Origin of the sequence: Streptococcus parasanguinis (assembly GCF_019929185.1) — a bacterium.
Classification (GTDB): domain Bacteria; phylum Bacillota; class Bacilli; order Lactobacillales; family Streptococcaceae; genus Streptococcus; species Streptococcus parasanguinis_O.
The window spans coordinates 1-21,121 of the sequence record NZ_JAHZPC010000018.1 but is presented as its reverse complement, the minus strand read 5'-3'; the positions used below and the strand labels follow the sequence as shown (position 1 = coordinate 21,121).

Below are 21,121 nucleotides of genomic sequence, written 5' to 3'. Positions count from 1 at the left end.
GCCCTACTCAACTGTGCGGAGGTGGGACGACGAAATCGAATTCTAACGAATTACCGATTTCTGTCCCACTCTCTTTACTTTTTAGGGGCTGTTCTTCTAGCAGAATCCGCTCAAAATCCGCTCAAAAATGGTTTTGGGGATGCTTGGGTTATAGGAAATATTTATAAGAAGTCCTAGTTTTTGATTTTGATTTCTGCTCTCAAGGCCCATTAAATCTGTGTTATAGTTTTTGGCTATATCAAAATTCGTGTAAAAGCAATTATACAAGACGGCTATCTTCTGATATGATAGTGTCAATTAGAATTTTTGGAGGACACAACATGTCAACTACAATTATCGGTTTCCCACGTTTGGGTGAATTCCGTGAATTAAAATTTACAACTGAAAAATACTTTAGAAAAGAAATCTCAGCAGACGAGCTCTTGGCAGCTGCTAAAGACTTGCGTGCAAAACACTGGAACATCGTTAAAGAACAAGGCATCTCAGAGATTCCTTCAAATGACTTTTCACACTACGACAATTTCCTTGATGCAGCCTTCCTTTTCAACGTCGTGCCTGCATCTGTTCAAAACTTGGATTTGACAGACCTTGAACAATACTTCGCTTTGGCGCGTGGTTACCAAGGTGAAAAAGGGGATGTCCGTGCCCTTCCAATGAAAAAATGGTTCAACACCAACTACCATTACATCGTTCCTAAATTTGAAAAAACAACAGAAGTGAAATTGGCTGGTCACAAGATTTTTGATGAGTACCAAGAAGCCAAAGAATTGGGGATCAACACTCGTCCAGTAGTCGTTGGACCATTCACTTTCCTTCAATTGTCTGACTTTGAAGATGGTGTGAAAGCTGATGACTTCGTCGACAGCCTGGTTGCTGCTTACCAAGAAGTCTTTGCCAAATTGGCTGAGCTTGGTGCGACTCGTATTCAACTCGATGAGCCAGCCCTTGTTAAAGATTTGACAGCTGAAGAAAAAGCTCTCTTCTTGAACCTCTACAACAAACTCTTGGCTGACAAGAAAGGTCTTGAAGTCTTGATCCAAACTTACTTTGGTGATGTTCGTGATGTCTACAATGACCTTGTGAACTTGCCAGTTGATGGTATTGGTCTTGACTTTGTTGAAGGCAAGAAAACACTTGAATTGGTGAAAGGTGGCTTCCCAGCTGATAAGACTCTTTATGCAGGTATTGTCAATGGGAAGAACATCTGGCGCAACAACTATGAAAAGAGCTTGGAAATCTTGGATCAAGTTCCAGCTGAAAAGGTTGTCTTGACGACTTCTTGCTCCCTTCTTCATGTGCCATTTACAACGGCTAACGAAGATTTTGAACCAGCTATTTTGAACCACTTCGCCTTTGCAGTTGAAAAATTGGGTGAATTGCGTGACTTGGATGCCATCCGCAATGGTCAAGGGGCAGAAGCTCTTGCTGCCAACAAAGAACTCTTTGCAACAGAACGCGTTGGAGCAAATGCTGAACTTCATGCTCGTATCGCAGCTTTGACAGAAGCAGACTACACTCGTTTGCCAGCTTTCGCGGAACGTGAAGAAATCCAAAAAGAAGCCTTCAAGCTTCCAGCACTTCCAACAACTACCATCGGTTCATTCCCTCAAACTAAGGAAGTACGTGCCAAACGTTTGGCCTTCCGTAAGGGTGAATTGACACAAGAAGAATACGATGCCTTCCTTGCTGAAACGATCGACGAATGGATCAAATGGCAAGAAGAAGTTGGATTTGACGTGCTTGTACACGGTGAATTCGAGCGGAACGATATGGTTGAGTACTTCGGTCAAAACTTGTCTGGCTATCTCTTCTCTAAGAATGGTTGGGTACAATCATACGGTATGCGTGGGGTGAAACCACCAATCATCTGGGGAGATGTGACTCGTCTTAACCCAATCACTGTGAAATGGTCTAGCTACGCACAAAGCCGTACAGATAAACCTGTTAAAGGGATGTTGACTGGACCTGTTACCATCCTTAACTGGTCATTCCCACGTGAAGACATCTCTATCAAGGATTCTACTCTTCAAATCGCTCTTGCTATCAAGGATGAAGTTCTTGACCTTGAAGCTGCAGGTGTGAAGATCATCCAAATCGACGAAGCTGCTCTTCGTGAAAAATTGCCACTCCGTCGTAGTGACTGGTATGAAGACTACCTTGACTGGGCGATTCCAGCCTTCCGTTTGGTACACTCAACTGTCGCACCAGACACCCAAATCCACACTCACATGTGTTACTCAGAATTTACAGATATCATCCCAGCGATCGATAACTTGGATGCGGACGTCATCTCATTTGAAGCTAGCCGTTCAAACCTTGAAATCTTGGATGAGTTGAAAGCCAAAAACTTCCAAACAGAAGTTGGACCTGGGGTTTACGATATCCACTCACCACGTGTCCCACAAGACGGTGAAATTGACCACACTATCGAAGCAATCTTGGCTAAAGTACCAAGTGGCAAAGTTTGGATCAACCCTGACTGTGGTTTGAAGACTCGCGGAATTAAAGAAACAAAAGAAAGCTTGATCAAGCTGGTTAATGCTGCTAAAGAAGCGCGTGAACACTTGTAAGAAATGTTTCGAGGACCTTCTATCATCGTGTAGAGGGTTTTCGAATCGTTCCCTTATCCTAGAATTAGTGGCTCAGAGTTCTTGATCAAAGAAACAAAAGAAAAGGATAGAATATGTCACAACACACACCGTCTCTGTCATTTGAAGTTTTTCCTCCAAATCCTGAAGTAGGCAATGCCAAGCTCTTACGTGCCTTGGCCAATATGCAGGAGCTAGCCCCTCACTTCATTAGTGTGACCGCTAGCAATAATAAATACAATATCAAAGAGACGACGGTTGCTTTAGCTAATTACATTCAAAATGAATTGTCTATTCCGACAATTGCTCACTTACCAGCCGTCTATTTGAGCAAGGAAAAAGTGGCTGATACTCTTCAGGAGTTAAATGAAGTTGGGGTGCATCGGATTTTGGCTCTGCGTGGGGATATTATCCCCGGTGTGGAACCTTTAAAAGACTTTCGTTATGCAACAGATCTGATTGAATTTATTAAAACAGAAGCTCCTCATTTTGAGGTGATTGGTGCTTGCTATCCTGAGGGACACCCAGATTCTCCCAACCAAATTTCAGATATTCAAAATCTTAAAAAGAAGGTAGATGCAGGATGCTCTAGCTTGGTCACTCAACTTTTCTTTGACAATGAGCGTTTCTATGATTTTCAAGATAAGTGTACCTTGGCTGGGATCAATGTTCCTATTCATGCAGGAGTGATGCCGATTCTCAATCGCAATCAGGCCCTTCGTCTCCTTAAGACTTGTGAAAATGTTCATATCCCACGGAAGTTTAAAGCGATTTTAGACAAGTATGAGCATGATCCAAAGTCTCTTCGCGCAGCTGGCTTGGCTTATGCAGTCGATCAAATCGTTGATTTGGTTACTCAAGATGTGGCAGGTGTCCATCTTTACACCATGAACAATGAAGATGTCGCTTACCACGTCTACCAAGCAACAAAGGCTTTATTTGCTCATCAACCGAATCTTGAAGGGAATTAATCAACACTTTTAGTAGAAATTGTAGAGATTGAGAAAGAATCGTTCTCAATCTCTTTTTATTTGGATAAATCACTTGCTAAAAACCAACTTTTTTTTTATAGTATAACTAAGACGATTTTGGAGGCGCTTGCAATGAAGAAAGATCTCACGTTAAAGTTATTTGGACCCCCTAAGGTTGTTTTCAATCAGAAAGATATTCGCTTTTCTTTCTCGAAGATGGAGGCCTTGCTTTATTACTTGGCGGTCATGGGCCAAGTTAACCGTGATGAAATAGCCGGTATCCTTTGGGGAGATAAGGAAAACCAAGTAGCTCGCAAAAACTTACGGAATACGGTTTACCAAGCCAATAAAATCTTTGAAGGAGATATCATTGTCTCTCCAAGTCGGAGCAGTTTGGCCCTTAATCCTGACTTGAATCTTTCGCTGGATGTTCAGCTCTTTGAAAGAGATCCACTAAGTGCCTTGGATCTTTATCGGGGAGACTTTCTAGAGGGCTTCTATGTCAAGGATGATGAAGACTTTGACCAGTGGGCTTCTCGCAAACGAGATGCTTATAGGAAGCTTTATGTCGAAAGCTGCTATCAAAAAATTGAAAAGGTCGGTTTCGGAGACCCTAGTATAGAACTCTTGCTCCATCATTTGGTAGAATTGGATGAATATGAAGAGAAAAACTACCAGCTCTTGATGGAGTATTATAGCTTCCACCACCAGCTAGGAAAATTTTTCGAGACCTATTATAAGCTAGTCGATTTATTGGATCGCGAGCTCAGTGTGCGTCCCAGTCGAGCGATTGAGGAACTTTATCACTCCGTTTTGGAAGCCAAACGAACTCATAAACTGACCAATCGCTTGAATATCCGTGAACTTTCCTTTTTTGGTCGGAAACAAGAACTCTCGCAACTCGAGGAATACCTTTCCTTAGTCGAGACGGGTGAAGCGGTAGGTCCTTTTCTGGTGATGGGGCAATCTGGAACAGGTAAGAAACGTCTCTTGCGGCAGTTGGTCTTGATGTCCAATCGCAGTTTTAACTTTATCAAGGTGGAAGGAAAAGCTACCAGTCAGCGCTATGAAGGAAGCGCCTGGAATGATCTCAGACAAGCGCTAGAGAAACTGGGGGATGAGATGGGAATTTCCCTTCTGGAAGAGGAGGATGATCTTATTTCGGTATGGAATCAGCTTCAGAGCCTTAGCAAAGAAAAACCGCTCCTGATCCTGCTTGAAAATGCCCAGTGGATCGATGCAGTGTCTCTAGAAAAAGTGAAACAACTAGAGGAGAGAAGAAACCAGGAGAAATGGCAACTGATTTTTACAGCGGAAGAGCCTCTGCCAGCTTCCTTCGTCAACTTCTTGGGGAGCTTGAAGGTAGAGAAACGGTTGTCTCAACTAGAGTTGACCAATTTTGATCCAAGTGAAAGTCGTGCTCTCTTGAAAGGGGAACTGGGAGCAATAGAGCCGGCAGTGATGGAGCAGATGGTCGAATGGAGTGAAGGCAGTCCGTTCTTGCTGTCCAGCTATATCGAAGAGTGGAAAGAAAATGAAAATTTAGAACCCTTGCCTGATATCATTCAAGCCTATCTTTCTCAGGAGCTTGGGGATATGAGCAGTGAGGAAGAGGCTCTTCTACACTACCTATCTTGTTTTCATAAGCCAATTTCTCTGTCTATCTTGGCGGAATTGACGGCTACAGAGCTTCCTGTTTTGACAGAATTAATCGAGCCTTTATCTGAAAGAGCGATCGTCTCAATCGTAGAAGAAGGCGAGGCTCTCTTGGTTCAATTTTGCAAGCAATTGGTAGCCATGTACTTTTACCATCTTCTTTCGCCAGCTAGACGGCGGCTCTTCCACCAACAAATTGCGCAAAAATTGGAAGAAAGCTTAGAAGATTCGACGGACCTTCTTCTTTATAAGGAAATTGCCTACCAATACAAGCAATCCCAAAATCTTTTGCGTTCCATATCTTTTGAGTTGACCTATTTAGAAGAAATCCTTCAGCTGGAGCATGAGCTGTTTCCGATTTATTCCAAGGTAGATGAGGGGTTCCTATCAGATGGTACAAATAGCCATTTGGACATTTTTGGAGAGCTATCCCGCATTCGCCAAGAATTAGATAACCTCTTTTCAAGGCACCAAAGAGATAGAGAATACAAGCATTTACAACTGCGTTACTTGTACTTAGAAGGTCGCTATTTTATTCGAAGTGGGGAGTATCAAAAGGGGATTCATGATATCCAAAAAGTCATCTCCTATGCGCGGGAACTCAAGCAATCCGACTTCCTCTTAGAGGGTTATCGGCAAATCATTTATTATTGCATTCAAACGGAAAATATCTCTGAGATGGCCTATTATACAGATTTAGCTTTGGAAGATGCCATCCAAGCTAATAATCATGAGGTCATCGCGATCCAGTTGCGTTTGAAGGGCTTGTATCACCTGATGGTTGGGGATGAGGAGCAGGCAACCCGGCATCTGTATCGCTCCATTGATTGCTTTAGTTTGACCAATAGCATGCAGGCCAAGTATGCCATTCAAATTGCGGCTTCTTTGGCCTATCTCGCTGAAATCGAGCAAATTAGGGGCCATTTCCAAGTAGCTGTCACCCACTTAGAAGAGGTTCTGCGTTTGGTGGGAGATCAAGCTGTTGATTCCGTCCGTGTCGTCTTTGATATTGATCTTGGGATCGCCTATTATTGGAAGGGAGATTTGATCCAAGCTCGCCGCTGTTTTGACAGAGCTCAGAAGATTTTGTCCAGTGTTCGCTTCCCTTGGAAGGAAGAATTGCTCGAATTTTACCAATCCTTAATTGCTTGTCAGCAAGGAGATCAAGAAAAGGTTGCGGCTTATCTGGCTCGAAAAGAAATGACGATGAAACCATCTGCTAATTCTCGGGATAAGGGAATGGTTCATTATCTATTAGCTTACTTATCTGATCAAAAGGAGAAAGGAGAAGAGCTCGCTCCTGCCCTGAGCACCTTCTTGAAAGAAGATAAGAATTACTACAAGAAGGTGGCAGAGCAACACTTGAATCCCTACAGAGATCGTCAGTTTCTTAAGAAATTAAAAGACCTGTAGTGTCTCTTATCTAAATCATAAGTGAAGGATAAGAGGCCATGCCTCCTTTCAGACAAAGATCATTGTGTCTGAAAACGAAGAAAAAGCATAGAAATACCCTAGTAATGGGTGTTTCTATGCTTTTTATGTGTGTAGAAATCTTCTTAGTTCAGTTTTTGTTGCGCCAATATTTGGGTCAAGTAAAAGATAAAGGTCGCAGCAAGATTTGAAGTATGATTGTCAATGTCATGAGGAGGAGAAACTTCCACGACATCAAATCCGATTAGCTTACCACTAGCAGCAATGTGTTGGAGAAGCAGGAGGGCTAGTTTAGGATCGACACCAAGTGATTGGATGGCGCTAACACCAGGAGCAGAGCCGACCGCAAAGCAATCCATATCAATAGACAGATAGATCGCGGTTTGGTTTTCTAAAAATTGATCGATTCGATCCAGAATGGCTTGGTGGCTCATCTGGAAGAGATCTTGGCCAGTTAAAAAATCAATGCTTGGTGTTTTAGCAACGTAATTAAAGAGGAAGAGGTTATTATTGTGCTCTTGGATCCCCAGGATGAGGTAAGGGAAGTCCTGACCTTTTTCTTTAGCATGATCAGCCATTTGACGAAAACCTGTTCCAGAATTGGGACCGGTTTGGTCGTAAGGTCGCAAATCAAAGTGGGCATCCAGATTGATCACAGCCAGTTGTTCATCTTTTTCTAAACTGGATTGAATCCCTAGATAGTGGCCGTAAGCAGTTCCGTGACCGCCTCCTAGGACAATGGGTTGGATCCCTAATTGGTACATGCGCTGGATCGCTTGTGAGAGACTTTCTTGGAGTTCTTCTAGTGAATGGTTAGGCCCGTCAATATTTCCCACATCATACACTGTCACATTGGTTCCCCAGTGCCATGGAAGTTTAGCGATTTGAGAACGGATGGCTGTAGGACCCTCGACTGCTCCCACACGCCCATTATTGATATAGACTCCTTTGTCGCTCTTAAAGCCGATGATCCCAAAGGTCATCCCCTCAAATGGAGTGAGGGTCTCGTCGTTTAGGTCTAAAAATTTGGTGACCATTCCCCATTTGGCCGTGTAGGGATTGTCCTCGATGCTACCTTGGTAGTAGCTGTAGGTCATTGGATAGTAGTTTGTGAGCAAGCTTGTCGCCTCCCTTATTTTTCTGAAAGCAGGCAGAGGCTGAGAAGATCGCCAGCCTCTGTTTTGCTTTATTCTTACTGTATCAGTATTGAATGCTTAAGTCAACTGCTTTTTCGATGGTTGCTAAGAATTCTTCGCTTTCGACAACAGCAGATGCTTTATTAAGTTCTTCAAAGATTTCGATATCTTTGTCAAATTCAATGAAGTTCAGTTTTTGACGAATCAGCTCATAAGCTGGTTTTGTACCTTTACCAAGTTCATGATTTTCTGGCTTGAGATCCAAGGCTTGGCAAGCTGCCATGATTTCAGTAGCAACGATGCGACGTGAGTTTTTAAGAATTTCTGCTGCTTTACGAGCGGCAGTCGTTCCCATGCTGACGAAATCTTCTTGGTTTTCACAAGATGGAATAGAATCGACACTAGCAGGGTGAGCCAAAATTTTATTTTCCGATGCAAGGGATGCACAAGCATACTGGGTAATCATGAAGCCTGAGTTGAGTCCAGGGTGTTTGACCAAGAAGGATGGTAATTTACTGAGTTGGCTGTTGACCAAGCGTTCCACCCGACGTTCAGATACGTTCCCAATTTCAGAAAGGGCAATGCCTAAGAAGTCAAATGGTTGCGCCATCGGTTCACCGTGGAAGTTACCTCCTGAGATGACGTGTCCTTCTTTGGTAATGATTGGGTTATCTGTGACAGAGTTGATTTCGATTTCAACTTTTTCTTTTACGTAAGCAATAGAATCCTTGCTGGCTCCATGGATTTGAGGGATACAGCGAAGTGTATAAGGATCTTGGACCCGTTGTTGAGTCGCAACAGTGGTATTCTTGCTTCCTTCAAGAAGGTTACGGATGTTGCGAGCAGTTGCCAATTGTCCACTTTGTGGGCGGATGGAATGAAGGTCTTCTTCAAATGGACTGGTAATTCCATTGTGAACTTCCATTGAGAGAGCACCAGCGATATCAGAGAGTTTGAGCAATTGGATACCATCATAAGTCGCAAGAGCACCGATACCGGTTAGGACAGTCGTACCATTGATCAAGGCAAGCCCTTCTTTGGCAGCTAATTGGATCTTTTCAATTCCAGCACGATCTAAGGCTTCTTGACCACTGAGAAGTTCTCCTTTGTAGTAGGCGCGTCCAAGACCCAACATTGGTAAAACCATATGAGCAAGTGGTGCTAAGTCTCCAGAAGCTCCGAGAGAGCCTTTTTCAGGGATATAAGGAGTGACTCCTTTGTTGAGCAATTCTAACAGTTTTTCAACAGTTGACAGACGAATGCCAGAATAACCTTTCAAGAGTGAGTTGATACGGATCAGCATGATGGCACGAACGGCATCTTCAGGAAGTGGATCACCGAAGCCAGATGAGTGAGTTCGGATCAGGTTTTCTTGCAGTTGAACAGTATCTTCTGGAGAGATGCTGACATTACAGAGGGAACCAAAGCCAGTGGTTACACCATAGACGACTCGTTTTTCCCGGACAATGTCATCAACGATTTTACGGGATGCGATAACGGCTTCTTTGGCTTGTTCATCAAGCTCACATTGGGCACCGTGCCGAGCTACAGCGATGACTTCTTCGAGTGTTAAGCTATTACCATCTAAATGAATCAATTGAGTCATATAAAACCTCCGATTATGAATAGTTGTTCTGTGGAAGTAGTGTTGTTTACTTCGGTTTGAATACCAAACATGGGCCCATTGTCTATTGATCATAAAAATTGAAAAGAGTCATAGAGAAAAGGGCTCAGGTTTGACATTCGTGGAGTCCTAGATGGGATAGGGAGCAAAACCGAGCTTCGCTCCCGCCTCTGTTCCCATCTACTGTGTAAAGAAAATTAGTGAGGAAGGGTTTTCGATTTATGTAGTTTATCGCCGTGGAAAACAAAGTAAAGTCCACTTGCAATCACGAGACCGATGGCACCCCAAACAAAGTTCATTAGGTTGTCCCCTGCAATCATCAAGATACTGATCACAACGGCTAGAACTGGGATAACGGGACCAAATGGTACTCGGAAGGTAACCTTTTTGTCTGGGTACATTTTTCTGAGTTTGATGGCTGCCAAAGCTGTTGGAATGTATTGGAAGAAACGGAAGACAACACTAAAGGTTGCTAAGGATTCAAAAGAGCCAGATAACAAGAGTAAGAAAGCGAAGATACCAGAAATGATAATGGCAATGACAGGGGCATTCTTAGAGTTTGTTTTTCCAAGCCCTTCTGGCAAGAGTTTTTCAGTTGCTAATGCGGCACCAAAACGAGGGACCATGATGGATTCACCGATGTTTAGACCGGCGATTGAAATGAGGGCTCCGTAAGAAACGAGGGGAGCTCCGATAGGGCCAATCATTTCGACAAATGCGTCTTGTACTGGTGCACCGGTTTGCATAATGCGACCACCAAGCATGGCGATTGTTCCAGCGATGATCAACATGTAGAGAACAGATACAATACTAATAGAACCTAGAATAGCGCGGGGAACGTTCTTTTCAGGGTTGCGCATTTCCCCTGCAACGATAGACATGGTTTCAAATCCGATGAAACCGTAGAAGATGTAGACGGCTGTACTAGAAATAGAACTGAAGAGGTTTGTTCCACTTTCCAATTGAAGGAAAGGTGTGAAGTTGCCCTTGCTCACGCCACCGGAAATGAAGAAGATGGCAAAGAGTGAGAAGAGGACAATTGGAATTAATTTTGCAACAGTAGCTGTCAGAGTAAACATCTTAGAGGTTTTCAGACCGGCAATGTTCATCAGACTCAAGAGAATCAGCATACCGATACTGATCGGAAGGTTGTAGCCTTCAAATGCTGGGAAGGTGATGATGAAGATCTTAGCAAAGCCGGCTAACATGGCAGCCCAAGCGATAACAGTAACGGCCCAACCGAGAATCCCAACGTTAAAGCCAACGAAGTCTCCGAAAGCGGCTTTTGAGTATTGCATGGCTCCACCGTTTTTGTCGAAGTAGCCAGCCGTTTCAGCCAGACAGGCTGATAGTAGCATGACGAGAATGGCAACCCCGAACATGACAGCTAGAGAAGCTGGTCCGAGGCCAGAATAAATTTTTTGAGGGAGGAGGAAGATACCAGATCCGATTACGGCGTTGATACCGTAAAGAGTGGCACCGCTAAAGCTGAATTTCGCTTTTTCTTGTTCCTCAATCGACTGTTTATGTGCTCCGTTCATAATGTTTCTCCTTTGTGAACATTATTGTAGTCCAGTCCAGATAGCAATCGGTTGCTCCCCAGACTGATGGGGTAAAAACGTGATTGTCATCTCTTGAAGAGGAGATGCTTGTTCGATCACCAGGAGCTCGTGAGTTTGGAGAGTTTGAGAATGATTGTTTCCCCATTCGAGTGTTAGTGGACAGAGAGCGTAGATCAATTGATAGCGACTCTGACTTTTGACACTCTCTTTTGGGGATATAGCACTCATATGCCCCTGATAAGAAGGTTTGTAAATCAAATTAAAGTCTTGACAAGTCCCTTGGCTAGATACAGGATCTCCCCCATCAAAGAAGTAGCTTTGAAAGGGGTTCAAAACCACTTCTTTATGGTGATGGGTGAGCCTAATGGAGGCATTCAAGGGCATCAAGATTCGGTGGTAGCCCGTGAGATCGGTAAAGTTACTTTTTTCAACCTCTACCGTTGCAGTAGAGAGGCGGAAGTCAAAGGTCCGATCTGGATAGCTTCCTCCCTCTGGGGAGAGAAAGAGTTGGGTGGTTTGGCCACCGGACCAGGTAGAAATTTGATAATCTGCGGGGGTAAGATGAAGGAGAGTCACCATAGGACGCCTTCTTTCTTAAAAGAGACCAGTGATATTGCCGTGGGCATCGATATCAATCTTTTCACTGGCAGGTGCTTTTGGTAGGCCAGGCATGGTCATGATGGTACCAGTGAGAGCTACGATGAAGCCAGCTCCGGCAGCCACCTTGAGATTGCTGATGTTAACAGTAAAATCTTTTGGTGCTCCCATTTTCTTTGCATCGTCTGAGAAGGAATATTGGGTTTTGGCCATACAGATTGGGTAGTTCGAGAAGCCAAGAGCTTCTAATTCTTTGAGTTCGCGTTTGGCTGCTGGTGTTAAGCTGATGCCTTTACCACCATATACTTTTGTGACGATCTTGGTCAATTTTGTTTCAATGCTGTCTTCTTCGTCATAGACATAAGAGAAGTGGTTTTCTTCTTGAGCCAGTTGAATGACTTTTTCAGCCAAGTCACGGCCACCAGCTCCACCATGTGCCCAGACATCTGAGATGACCACATCTACATGGCGTTTCTTACAAGATTCATAGACAGCTTCTAGCTCTGCCTCTGTATCCAGTGGGAATTTGTTGATGGCAACGACCACAGGTAGACCATAGACTTCTTGGATGTTGGCTAAGTGTTTGTCTAGGTTTGGTAGACCATCGATAACGGCTTGGACATTTTCAGTAGCCAAGTCTGCTTTGGCAACTCCACCATGCATCTTGAGAGCACGGATGGTTGCGACGAGGACAACGGCAGCAGGTTTGAGTCCGGCTATACGGCACTTGATATCGATGAATTTTTCAGCACCGAGGTCTGCTCCGAAGCCAGCTTCTGTCACGACATAGTCTGCATATTTGAGGGCCAATTTAGTAGCCAGCACACTGTTACAGCCATGAGCAATATTGGCAAATGGTCCGCCGTGGATGATGGCAGGAGTATGCTCCAAGGTTTGTACCAAGTTCGGATGGATGGCATCTTTGAGAACAGCTGCCATGGCACCTCCAGCCTTGAGGTCTTTGGCTGTGACCGGTTGTCCTTGGTAGTTGTACCCAATAATGATGCGATCAAGACGTTCTTTGAGGTCAAGGATATTTTCTGAGAGACAGAGAATGGCCATGATTTCAGAAGCCACTGTGATGTCAAAGCCATCTTCACGAGGAACCCCGTTTGTTTTTCCTTGAAGGCCATCGACAATATGACGGAGTTGACGGTCGTTCATATCGACCACCCGTTTCCAGGTGATGCGACGAGAATCGATGCCCAACTCATTGCCATGATGGATGTGGTTGTCAATCAAGGCTGCAAGCAAGTTGTTGGCAATTCCAATGGCATGGAAGTCTCCGGTAAAGTGAAGGTTGATATCTTCCATTGGAACCACTTGGGCGTACCCGCCACCAGCAGCTCCACCCTTGATCCCAAAGACAGGGCCAAGAGAAGGCTCGCGCAGGGCAATGACGGCTTTTTCACCAATAGCTGAAAGGGCATCGACCAAGCCGACAGAGGTGGTTGTCTTTCCTTCTCCAGCAGGTGTCGGAGAGATGGCTGTCACGAGGATCAGCTTTCCATCTTCCTTATCCTTGAGTTGTTCCAGTTGGTTGCTATCAATTTTTGCCTTGTATTTTCCGTAGAGCGAAATGTCGTCTTCAGTCAATCCAAGTTCAGCAGCGATATCGGTGATGGGCTTCATTTGGACAGAATTGGCAATTTCAATATCCGATAAAACCATAGAATCCCTTCTTTCTTTATTTTTATTTGCTAGGTTTAAGATAGACTTTCTAAAATGGTTTGGTAAATATTATCTGCAAGATCAGAACCGGTTTGGAGAAGTTTGAGTCCCTTGCCGTGGTATTCTTTGACGAAGTCTTGGTCCTTGATTCCTGAAATGTTGATCAGGACGTTGAGCCAAGCACCTTGAAGGCCAGCTTTAAGATTCAGAGCAGCTACCCCTAGGTCACTAGCCGCATTGGTGTTGGACTTGCCAACAGCTTCTTTGGTGGTTTCAAGAGCTTCAACGATGAGCTCCATCATAGAGAAAGGAGATACTGTCGCATGTTTCAAAGCTTTTTGCATGGCTTCACGACGAGCAGCTTTCTCTTTTTCCGTTTCTTTTGGAAGATCAAAGACAGCTGATACGACGTTGAAGGCTTCTGTATCCTTGTCGATGGCTTCTAGTAATTGGTCTTGGAGTTGAGCGCTTTTTTCATGAACCCCTTTGATGTGGTCTTCAAATTCTGCGTATTTTTTCTTTCCAATGGTCAGTTCACAGACCATTTTTGTAAGGGAAATCCCATTCGCAGCGGATAGAGCAGCGGCAGAACCACCACCTGGAGCTGGAGCATCTGAACCAAGAACCTTGGCAAACTCTGTAATACTTAAGTCAACTAGTTTCATAGATCCCCTTTCTAACCCAACAAGTGATTTTCCAAGACTTGTTTGCTGTAGTCAAAGTCTTCTAATTGCAAGTAGTATTCAGCTGAGTCGATCAAAGCTTTAGCAGGAGCCAGTCCGATGAGTTCTGTTCCGATGATGCGAACCCCGTAGCGTTGTGCTTCGAAACGAACGGTTTCAACGACACGATACAATGGGAATTGTTCCAAGTTGACCATGTTGATAGAGACTTGGGCGATGTTACGATCTTCTAGCATGACACCGATCGCTTTACAGTATTTGTATCCACCGCTTGATCCACGAATGATTTTAGAAATTTTATTGGCAATATCTAGGTCGTCTGTGTCAAGGTTAATATTGAAAGCAACGAGTGGCATACGGACACCAACGGCTGTAACCCCTGCAGTTGGGTGAATCTTGCGTTCGCCGTAGTCTGGCTTCCAGTCTTCTTCCAACAATTTTTCTGGCATTCCTTCAAATTGTCCTTTGCGCACTTTAGCCAAGTTTTTCCGTTCTGGACGAGTTGCGGCATCTTCGTAAAGGAAGATTGGAATACCTAATTCGCGATTGATGCGTTCGGCCACTTTATTAGCGATTTCAACGCATTCGGCTGTAGTGATATCTTTGACCGGAACAAATGGACAAACGTCTGTTGCCCCCATCCGAGGGTGTTCGCCTTCGTGCTTGGTCATATCGATATTTTCAGAAGCATATTTCACCAATTGGAAAGCCACTTCCTGAATGCTTTCTTCATCCCCAACGAGTGTAAAGACGCTGCGGTTGTGGCTAGCATCGGATGAGTAGTCTAATAATGTGACACCTGGGATGCTTTTTGCTGTGGCTACCAATCCGTCGATCACAGCCTGATTGCGTCCTTCAGAAAAGTTTGGAATACACTCAACAATTTTTGCCATATAATTACCTCTTTTTATAGGAGAAGTGGGGAAGAGAAGTCTTTGTATTTTCCTCCCCTTTCTCAGTTTTTATTTTTTGATATTAAAACAATTTTTGAACCGCATCTTTGACCAAATCTTCGTCTGCCAGATACGGAATGGTGATGTGGTCTGTTCCTGCATGGAGACGGTTGTATTCGATCGCTGTTTCAATAGCATGATCGTTCCGTGCCCAGTTCCGACGAGCGACCCCGCCCATGGTATCCCATGAAATAGCAGATTTGATAATTTCATCGATTCGGTGACTACCGTCTAGAACGAGACCAAATCCTCCGTTGATAGCTTTACCGATACCAGTACCACCACCATTGTGGAGAGCAACAAGACTCATACCGCGAGCAGCGTTACCAGCGTAACATTGAACCGCCATATCACAAGTGACATTCGATCCATCCTTGATATTGGATGTTTCACGGAATGGAGCATCTGTACCAGATACGTCGTGGTGGTCACGTCCGATCATGACCGGTCCAATCTTGCCTTGGCGAATGAGTTCATTGAATTTCAAAGCAATGTTGACACGGCCCATACAATCTTGATAGAGGATACGAGCTTGGGTACCAACCACCAATTGGTTCTTTTCAGCATCGCGAATCCAGTTGTAGTTGTCGCGGTCTTGGTAGCGACGAGTTGGATCGATCGCTTCCATCGCTGCATGGTCAGTTGCAATCAAGTCTTCGTGTTTACCGCTGAGGCAGACCCAACGGAATGGACCATAACCATAGTCAAAGAGCATAGGTCCCATGATATCTTCTACATAAGATGGCCAAATGAAGCCGTCCTTGTCATCCAAACCATTCTTAGAAATTTCCTTGATGCCTGAGTCGTAAACGGATTTCATGAAGGCATTACCATAGTCGAAGAAGTAGGTGCCTTTAGCCGTCAAATCTTTAATCACTGCGAAGTGACGAGCCAAGGTTTCATCGACCAAACGATGGAAGGTTTCTTTGTCTTCTGCCAGCAAACGTGTCCGTTCTTCAAAACTAATGCCAACTGGGCAATAGCCACCATCATAGACGTTGTGGCAAGAGGTTTGGTCAGACAAGAGATGAACGTGGACTTGGTGTTCATTGACATATTCGAGCAAGTCTACGATATTACCATGGTAGGCAATCGAAGTTGATTCACCAGCTTCCAGTGCTGCTTGAGCTAATTTTACAGCTTCTTCGGCACTGTCTGTCACTTGGCTAATCCAGCCTTGAGAGTGACGGGTTTCGATCCGAGAACGGTCGACTTCAGCGACAATGGCAACCGCTTTTGCAATTTCAGCTGCTTTCCCTTGAGCGCCGCTCATCCCACCGAGACCAGATGAAATGAAGAGTTTACCAGTTAAGTCGCCGTCATCAGGCACACCGAGTTTGAGACGACCGGCATTAAGAAGGGTGTTGAAAGTACCGTGAACGATCCCTTGAGGACCGATGTACATCCAGCCACCAGCCGTCATCTGACCGTAGTTGGTCACTCCCATTTCTTCAGCGATTTCCCAGTCGCGCATATTGTCATACTCACCGATCAAGAGACCGTTGGTAATGACGACACGAGGAGCTTCCGGTTTCGATTTGAAGAGGCCAAGAGGGTGACCCGATTCAACCACCAAGGTTTGGTCTTCTGTCATGACTTCCAAGTATTTCTTGATCAAGTTGTACTGCATCCAGTTGGCACAGACAGATCCTGTTTCCCCATAAGTGACCAATTCATATGGATAAAGAGCAATTTCAAAGCTCAAGTTGTTGTCAATCATGACCTGCATAGCCTTAGCAGCTGTGCATTTTCCTTTGTACTCATCGATTGGTTTTCCATAGATGCGATCTTTTGGACGGAAGCGATAGCCATAGATCCGACCGCGAGTTTTTAGTTCTTCCAGAAATTCTGGAATCAACTCTTGGTGGAATTTTTTAGGAATGTAACGCAAAGCATTTTTAAGGGCAATTTCAGTCTGAGCTTGCGTTAAGCGGAAGCCTCTATCAGGTGCACGACGGATGCCTTCTTGAAAAGTCGCCTTTTCAGGTAGGACATCAAAGTCAAGTTTGACAGACATAGCAGCTGCAATTTCTTTCTCGTCTATAAATGACATAGCAGAACCCTCCTTATAGTTGGACTGTGAATTTATATTTTCTTTATTGTATCGAAGAAACGTCAATAAAGAGTCAAAAAAAAATATAATTTTTAATAAAGCAAAAAAAGATGAGGAGAAAACTTTTTGACTTTTTTTTGACGCTTTTTCTGTAGAATTGTAAAATGAATAACGATGGAAATAGAAAGGAATGTTTCATATGTCAGCTGATATCCTATTAACCCACTTTAATCAATTGTTTTGTCCGAATGATCTAGGTCATCCTCTCTATGGCAAGGAGATGACAGAGGCAAAAATTCTTTCAGATGCTTATATCGCTATTAAGGATGGAAAAATCCTCGCAGTTGGGACAGGTCAACCAGACCCAGAACTGATCGATGACCATACGGAAGTGAAATCCTGTGAAGGAAAAGTTGCGACTCCTGGCCTGATTGACTGCCACACCCACTTGGTCTATGGAGGCAGTCGTGAACATGAATTTGCGAAAAAGTTAGCAGGTGTTTCTTACTTAGACATCCTCGCTCAAGGCGGTGGGATTCTGAGTACGGTTCGGGCGACACGGGAAGCTTCTTTTGACAATCTCTATGACAAGTCCAAACGACTGTTGGATTACATGTTGCGTCATGGGGTGACTACTGTTGAAGCCAAGAGTGGTTATGGTTTGGATTGGGAAACGGAAAAACGCCAGTTGGATGTAGTAGCTGCCTTGGACCGTGACCATGAAATTGATCTGGTATCAACCTTTATGGCAGCCCATGCGATCCCAACAGAGTACAAGGGTCGTTCCCAAGAATATTTAGATCTCATTGTGGAGCAAATGCTTCCCAAAGTGAAGGAAGAAAAGCTAGCTGAGTTCTGTGATATCTTCTGTGAAAATGGTGTCTTTACAGCAGATGAATCTCGCTATCTTCTTTCTAAAGCTAAGGAAATGGGCTTCAAACTGCGGATTCATGCCGATGAGATCGAATCCATTGGTGGTGTTGACGTGGCGGCTGAATTGGAATCCACTAGTGCAGAACACTTGATGGTGATTACGGATGAAGGCATTCAAAAACTAGCAAAAGCCAAAGTCATCGGCAATCTCTTGCCTGCTACAACCTTCAGCCTCATGGAAGATACCTATGCACCGGCTCGTAAGATGTTGGATGCTGGCATGGCCATTACCCTAACAACGGACAGTAACCCAGGGTCTTGTCCGACAGCCAATCTCCAGTTTGCCATGCACCTGGGTTGCTTCATGATGCGCCTAACTCCAGTAGAAATTCTCAATGCGGTAACCATCAATGCAGCCTATTCAGTAGATCGTGCTAAAACAATCGGCTCTTTCGATGTTGGCAAACAGGCCGACATTACCATCTTTGATGCACCAAATCTAGATTATCTCTTCTATTTCTTTGCGACAAATCTCGTGACAGATGTCTACAAGAAAGGTCAAAAAGTCATTTAACTGACTCCATTTCATTTGGGACTTTGCTCGTTTGTAAAAATCAGCAAAGTCTTTTTTTAAAACCTATCCCTATAGGGAGTGGGACCGCTTTAGTGGGAAATTAAAATTTGACGTTCAAAGAATATTTTTCTTACTTTCTAATGTACAAAAAGGGAAAATCTTGATAGAATAGAAGTAATATTGAATATTTTCTTCAATATCATCTGTTTGTCGTGAAAACAGATTGTTTAAACTATTGATCAAACGAACAGGTTGTTCAACAGACCTGTCTAGAAATTGTGAGGAGACAAGATGACTGTCGATTATAACAGCAAAGCTTACTTGGATAAAGTAGACGCTTGGTGGCGTGCAGCCAACTACATTTCAGCTGCTCAAATGTACTTGAAAGATAACCCATTGTTGAAGCGCGAAGTCGTTGAAAATGACTTGAAAGCTCACCCAATCGGACACTGGGGAACTGTACCAGGGCAAAACTTTATCTATGCTCACTTGAACCGTGCCATCAACAAATACGACTTGGATATGTTCTACATTGAAGGACCAGGTCACGGTGGACAAGTAATGGTATCAAACTCATACTTAGATGGTTCTTATACTGAATTGAATCCAAATATCCCACAAAATGAAGAAGGCTTCAAACACTTGTGTAAGATCTTCTCATTCCCAGGAGGAATTGCTTCTCACGCTGCGCCTGAAACACCAGGATCTATCCACGAAGGTGGAGAGCTTGGTTATGCCCTTTCTCACGCTGCAGGTGCTGTATTGGATAATCCAGATGTGATTGCTGCCACAGTTATCGGTGACGGTGAAGGAGAAACAGGTCCATTGATGGCTGGTTGGTTGGCTAATACCTTCTTGAACCCAGTCAACGACGGGGCTATCCTTCCAATCTTCTACCTCAATGGTGGGAAGATCCACAACCCAACGATCTTCGAACGCAAAACAGACGAAGAATTGGCCCTCTTCTTTGAAGGTCTTGGTTGGAAACCAATCTTTGCGAATGTCACTGCAATTTCAGAAGACCACGAAGCTGCACACGCTTTGTTCGCTGAAAAATTGGACGAAGCAATTGAAGAAATCAAGAAAGTCCAAGCAGAAGCTCGTAAAGGTTCTGCTGAAGAAGCAACTCAACCAGTTTACCCTGTCTTGATTGCTCGTATTCCTAAAGGTTGGACTGGTCCAAAAGCATGGGAAGGAACACCAATCGAGGGTGGATTCCGTGCGCACCAAGTTCCAATCCCAGTAGATGCTCACCACATGGAGCATGTCGATGCTCTTCTTTCATGGTTGGAATCTTACCGTCCAGCTGAATTGTTCGACGAAACTGGTAAACTAGTTCCTGAAATTGCGGAAATTGCACCAAAAGGTGACCGTCGCATGGCGATGAACCCAATCACAAATGCTGGTGTGATCAAACCAATGAACACAGCTGATTGGAAGAAACACGCCCTTCAATTCAACACACCAGGTGAAATCATGGCTCAAGACATGATCGAATTTGGTAAGTATGCGGCAGACTTAGTAGATGCAAACCCAGATAACTTCCGTATCTTCGGTCCAGACGAAACCAAATCAAACCGTCTTCAAGAAGTCTTCACTCGTACAAGCCGTCAATGGTTAGGACGTATGAAACCAGACTACGATGAAGCGTTAAGCCCTGCTGGTCGTGTCATTGACTCTCAATTGTCAGAGCACCAAGCAGAAGGAATGCTTGAAGGATATGTCTTGACAGGTCGTCATGGATTCTTCGCCTCTTACGAATCCTTCCTTCGTGTTGTGGATTCTATGATCACTCAACACTTCAAATGGTTGCGTAAGTCTAAGACACATACAACATGGCGTAAAAACTACCCAGCCTTGAACTTGATTGCAACTTCAACTGTCTTCCAACAAGACCACAATGGTTACACTCACCAAGATCCAGGTATCTTGACTCACTTGGCTGAGAAAACTCCTGAATATATCCGTGAGTACTTGCCAGCTGATACCAATAGCTTGCTTGCAGTGATGGATGAAGCCTTCAAGGGAGAAGATGTGATCAACTTGATCGTTTCTTCTAAACACCCACGTCCTCAATTCTACTCAGCAGCTGAAGCAGAAGAATTGGTTCGTGAAGGATACAAGGTGATCGATTGGGCATCAACTGTTTCAGCAGATGAAGAGCCAGATCTTGTTATTGCAGCTGCAGGTACAGAGCCAAACTTAGAAGCTCTTGCAGCCATCACAATCTTGCACAAAGCCTTCCCAGAATTGAAGATCCGCTTTGTCAACGTTATCGACATCTTGAAATTGCGTCACCCATCTGTTGACGCGCGTGGACTTTCAGATGAAGAATTTGACAAAGTCTTCACAACTGATAAACCAGTCATCTTTGCCTTCCATGGTTATGAAGGCATGATCCGTGATATCTTCTTCAACCGTCACAACCATAACCTTCGTGTGCATGGTTACCGTGAAAACGGGGATATCACCACACCATTTGATATGCGTGTGATGTCTGAGTTGGATCGCTTCCACTTGGCACAAGATGCAGCTAATGCAGCTCTTGGAGATGCAGCAAGCGCATTTGCAGCGAAGATGGATGAAACAATCGCCTTCCACCATGACTACATCCGTGAAAACGGAGACGACATTCCAGAAGTTCAAAACTGGAAATGGGAAAACGTGAATAAATAAGAAAAGAGAGTGGGACAGAAATCGGTAATTCGTTAGAATTCGATTTCGTCGTCCCACCTCCGCACAGTTGAGT

At 44.2% G+C, this 21,121-nt stretch carries 13 protein-coding genes; 5 read left to right on the top strand and 8 right to left on the bottom strand.

Annotation, left to right across the window (positions count from 1 at the left end; genetic code table 11):
* Nucleotides 1-320 precede the first annotated feature (320 nt).
* The 3 genes from metE to K1I56_RS09190 all read left to right on the top strand — a co-directional run bounded on the left by metE (nt 321) and on the right by K1I56_RS09190 (nt 6,628).
* A complete protein-coding gene (gene metE / locus K1I56_RS09200; protein ID WP_223325807.1) occupies nt 321-2,570 on the top strand; it encodes a 5-methyltetrahydropteroyltriglutamate--homocysteine S-methyltransferase in 2,250 nt (749 codons plus the stop codon).
* 113 nt (nt 2,571-2,683) lie between these two features.
* Complete coding sequence (gene metF / locus K1I56_RS09195; protein WP_201037290.1) at nt 2,684-3,559, top strand: methylenetetrahydrofolate reductase [NAD(P)H]; 876 nt, start codon at nt 2,684-2,686, stop codon at nt 3,557-3,559.
* 132 nt (nt 3,560-3,691) lie between these two features.
* Nucleotides 3,692-6,628 (top strand): ATP-binding protein, encoded by a 2,937-nt coding sequence (locus K1I56_RS09190; RefSeq protein WP_223325806.1) that lies wholly within the window; start codon nt 3,692-3,694, stop codon nt 6,626-6,628.
* 143 nt (nt 6,629-6,771) lie between these two features.
* Here the strand turns inward: K1I56_RS09190 and hutG are convergent, their stop codons facing one another.
* From hutG to K1I56_RS09150, 8 genes are all read right to left on the bottom strand, one after another.
* Complete coding sequence (hutG, locus tag K1I56_RS09185) at nt 6,772-7,764, bottom strand: formimidoylglutamase (protein ID WP_024054987.1); 993 nt, start codon at nt 7,762-7,764, stop codon at nt 6,772-6,774.
* A gap of 82 nt (nt 7,765-7,846) precedes the next feature.
* Nucleotides 7,847-9,388: a histidine ammonia-lyase gene (gene hutH, locus K1I56_RS09180; protein WP_003008651.1), complete on the bottom strand. Its 1,542-nt coding sequence runs from the start codon at nt 9,386-9,388 to the stop codon at nt 7,847-7,849.
* A 215-nt stretch (nt 9,389-9,603) separates the two neighbouring features.
* Complete coding sequence (locus tag K1I56_RS09175; protein WP_003008649.1) at nt 9,604-10,947, bottom strand: APC family permease; 1,344 nt, start codon at nt 10,945-10,947, stop codon at nt 9,604-9,606.
* A 21-nt stretch (nt 10,948-10,968) separates the two neighbouring features.
* The gene (locus K1I56_RS09170; RefSeq protein ID WP_003008647.1) at nt 10,969-11,547 is read right to left on the bottom strand and encodes a HutD/Ves family protein; all 579 of its coding nucleotides are present in this window, start codon (nt 11,545-11,547) and stop codon (nt 10,969-10,971) included.
* 15 nt (nt 11,548-11,562) lie between these two features.
* Nucleotides 11,563-13,236, bottom strand: coding sequence for a formate--tetrahydrofolate ligase (locus tag K1I56_RS09165; protein ID WP_223325805.1), 1,674 nt, complete (start codon nt 13,234-13,236; stop codon nt 11,563-11,565).
* Nucleotides 13,237-13,271: 35 nt separating this feature from the next.
* Nucleotides 13,272-13,901 carry a cyclodeaminase/cyclohydrolase family protein gene (locus K1I56_RS09160; RefSeq protein WP_223325804.1) on the bottom strand — a complete coding sequence of 210 codons (630 nt, stop codon included), beginning with the start codon at nt 13,899-13,901 and terminating at the stop codon, nt 13,272-13,274.
* A gap of 11 nt (nt 13,902-13,912) precedes the next feature.
* Nucleotides 13,913-14,812: a glutamate formimidoyltransferase gene (gene ftcD / locus K1I56_RS09155; protein WP_049515960.1), complete on the bottom strand. Its 900-nt coding sequence runs from the start codon at nt 14,810-14,812 to the stop codon at nt 13,913-13,915.
* A gap of 82 nt (nt 14,813-14,894) precedes the next feature.
* Nucleotides 14,895-16,925, bottom strand: coding sequence for a urocanate hydratase (locus K1I56_RS09150; protein WP_205012209.1), 2,031 nt, complete (start codon nt 16,923-16,925; stop codon nt 14,895-14,897).
* A 199-nt stretch (nt 16,926-17,124) separates the two neighbouring features.
* Here K1I56_RS09150 and hutI point away from each other — a divergent pair, with 199 nt between their 5' ends.
* Both hutI and K1I56_RS09140 read left to right on the top strand, forming a co-directional pair.
* Nucleotides 17,125-18,372, top strand: a complete 1,248-nt coding sequence (hutI, locus tag K1I56_RS09145; protein ID WP_223325803.1) for an imidazolonepropionase — start codon at nt 17,125-17,127, stop codon at nt 18,370-18,372.
* 291 nt (nt 18,373-18,663) lie between these two features.
* Nucleotides 18,664-21,048 (top strand): phosphoketolase family protein, encoded by a 2,385-nt coding sequence (locus tag K1I56_RS09140; RefSeq protein ID WP_223325802.1) that lies wholly within the window; start codon nt 18,664-18,666, stop codon nt 21,046-21,048.
* Nucleotides 21,049-21,121 lie beyond the last annotated feature (73 nt).

What these genes read in the sequence shown, in the direction of transcription:
- metE (WP_223325807.1), top strand. Translation starts at nt 321, where the DNA reads ATGTCAACTACAATTATCGGTTTCCCACGTTTGGGTGAATTCCGTGAA.
- metF (WP_201037290.1), top strand. Translation starts at nt 2,684, where the DNA reads ATGTCACAACACACACCGTCTCTGTCATTTGAAGTTTTTCCTCCAAAT.
- K1I56_RS09190 (WP_223325806.1), top strand. Translation starts at nt 3,692, where the DNA reads ATGAAGAAAGATCTCACGTTAAAGTTATTTGGACCCCCTAAGGTTGTT.
- hutH (WP_003008651.1), bottom strand. Translation starts at nt 9,388, where the DNA reads ATGACTCAATTGATTCATTTAGATGGTAATAGCTTAACACTCGAAGAA.
- K1I56_RS09175 (WP_003008649.1), bottom strand. Translation starts at nt 10,947, where the DNA reads ATGAACGGAGCACATAAACAGTCGATTGAGGAACAAGAAAAAGCGAAA.
- K1I56_RS09170 (WP_003008647.1), bottom strand. Translation starts at nt 11,547, where the DNA reads ATGGTGACTCTCCTTCATCTTACCCCCGCAGATTATCAAATTTCTACC.
- K1I56_RS09165 (WP_223325805.1), bottom strand. Translation starts at nt 13,236, where the DNA reads ATGGTTTTATCGGATATTGAAATTGCCAATTCTGTCCAAATGAAGCCC.
- K1I56_RS09160 (WP_223325804.1), bottom strand. Translation starts at nt 13,901, where the DNA reads ATGAAACTAGTTGACTTAAGTATTACAGAGTTTGCCAAGGTTCTTGGT.
- ftcD (WP_049515960.1), bottom strand. Translation starts at nt 14,812, where the DNA reads ATGGCAAAAATTGTTGAGTGTATTCCAAACTTTTCTGAAGGACGCAAT.
- K1I56_RS09150 (WP_205012209.1), bottom strand. Translation starts at nt 16,925, where the DNA reads ATGTCATTTATAGACGAGAAAGAAATTGCAGCTGCTATGTCTGTCAAA.
- hutI (WP_223325803.1), top strand. Translation starts at nt 17,125, where the DNA reads ATGTCAGCTGATATCCTATTAACCCACTTTAATCAATTGTTTTGTCCG.
- K1I56_RS09140 (WP_223325802.1), top strand. Translation starts at nt 18,664, where the DNA reads ATGACTGTCGATTATAACAGCAAAGCTTACTTGGATAAAGTAGACGCT.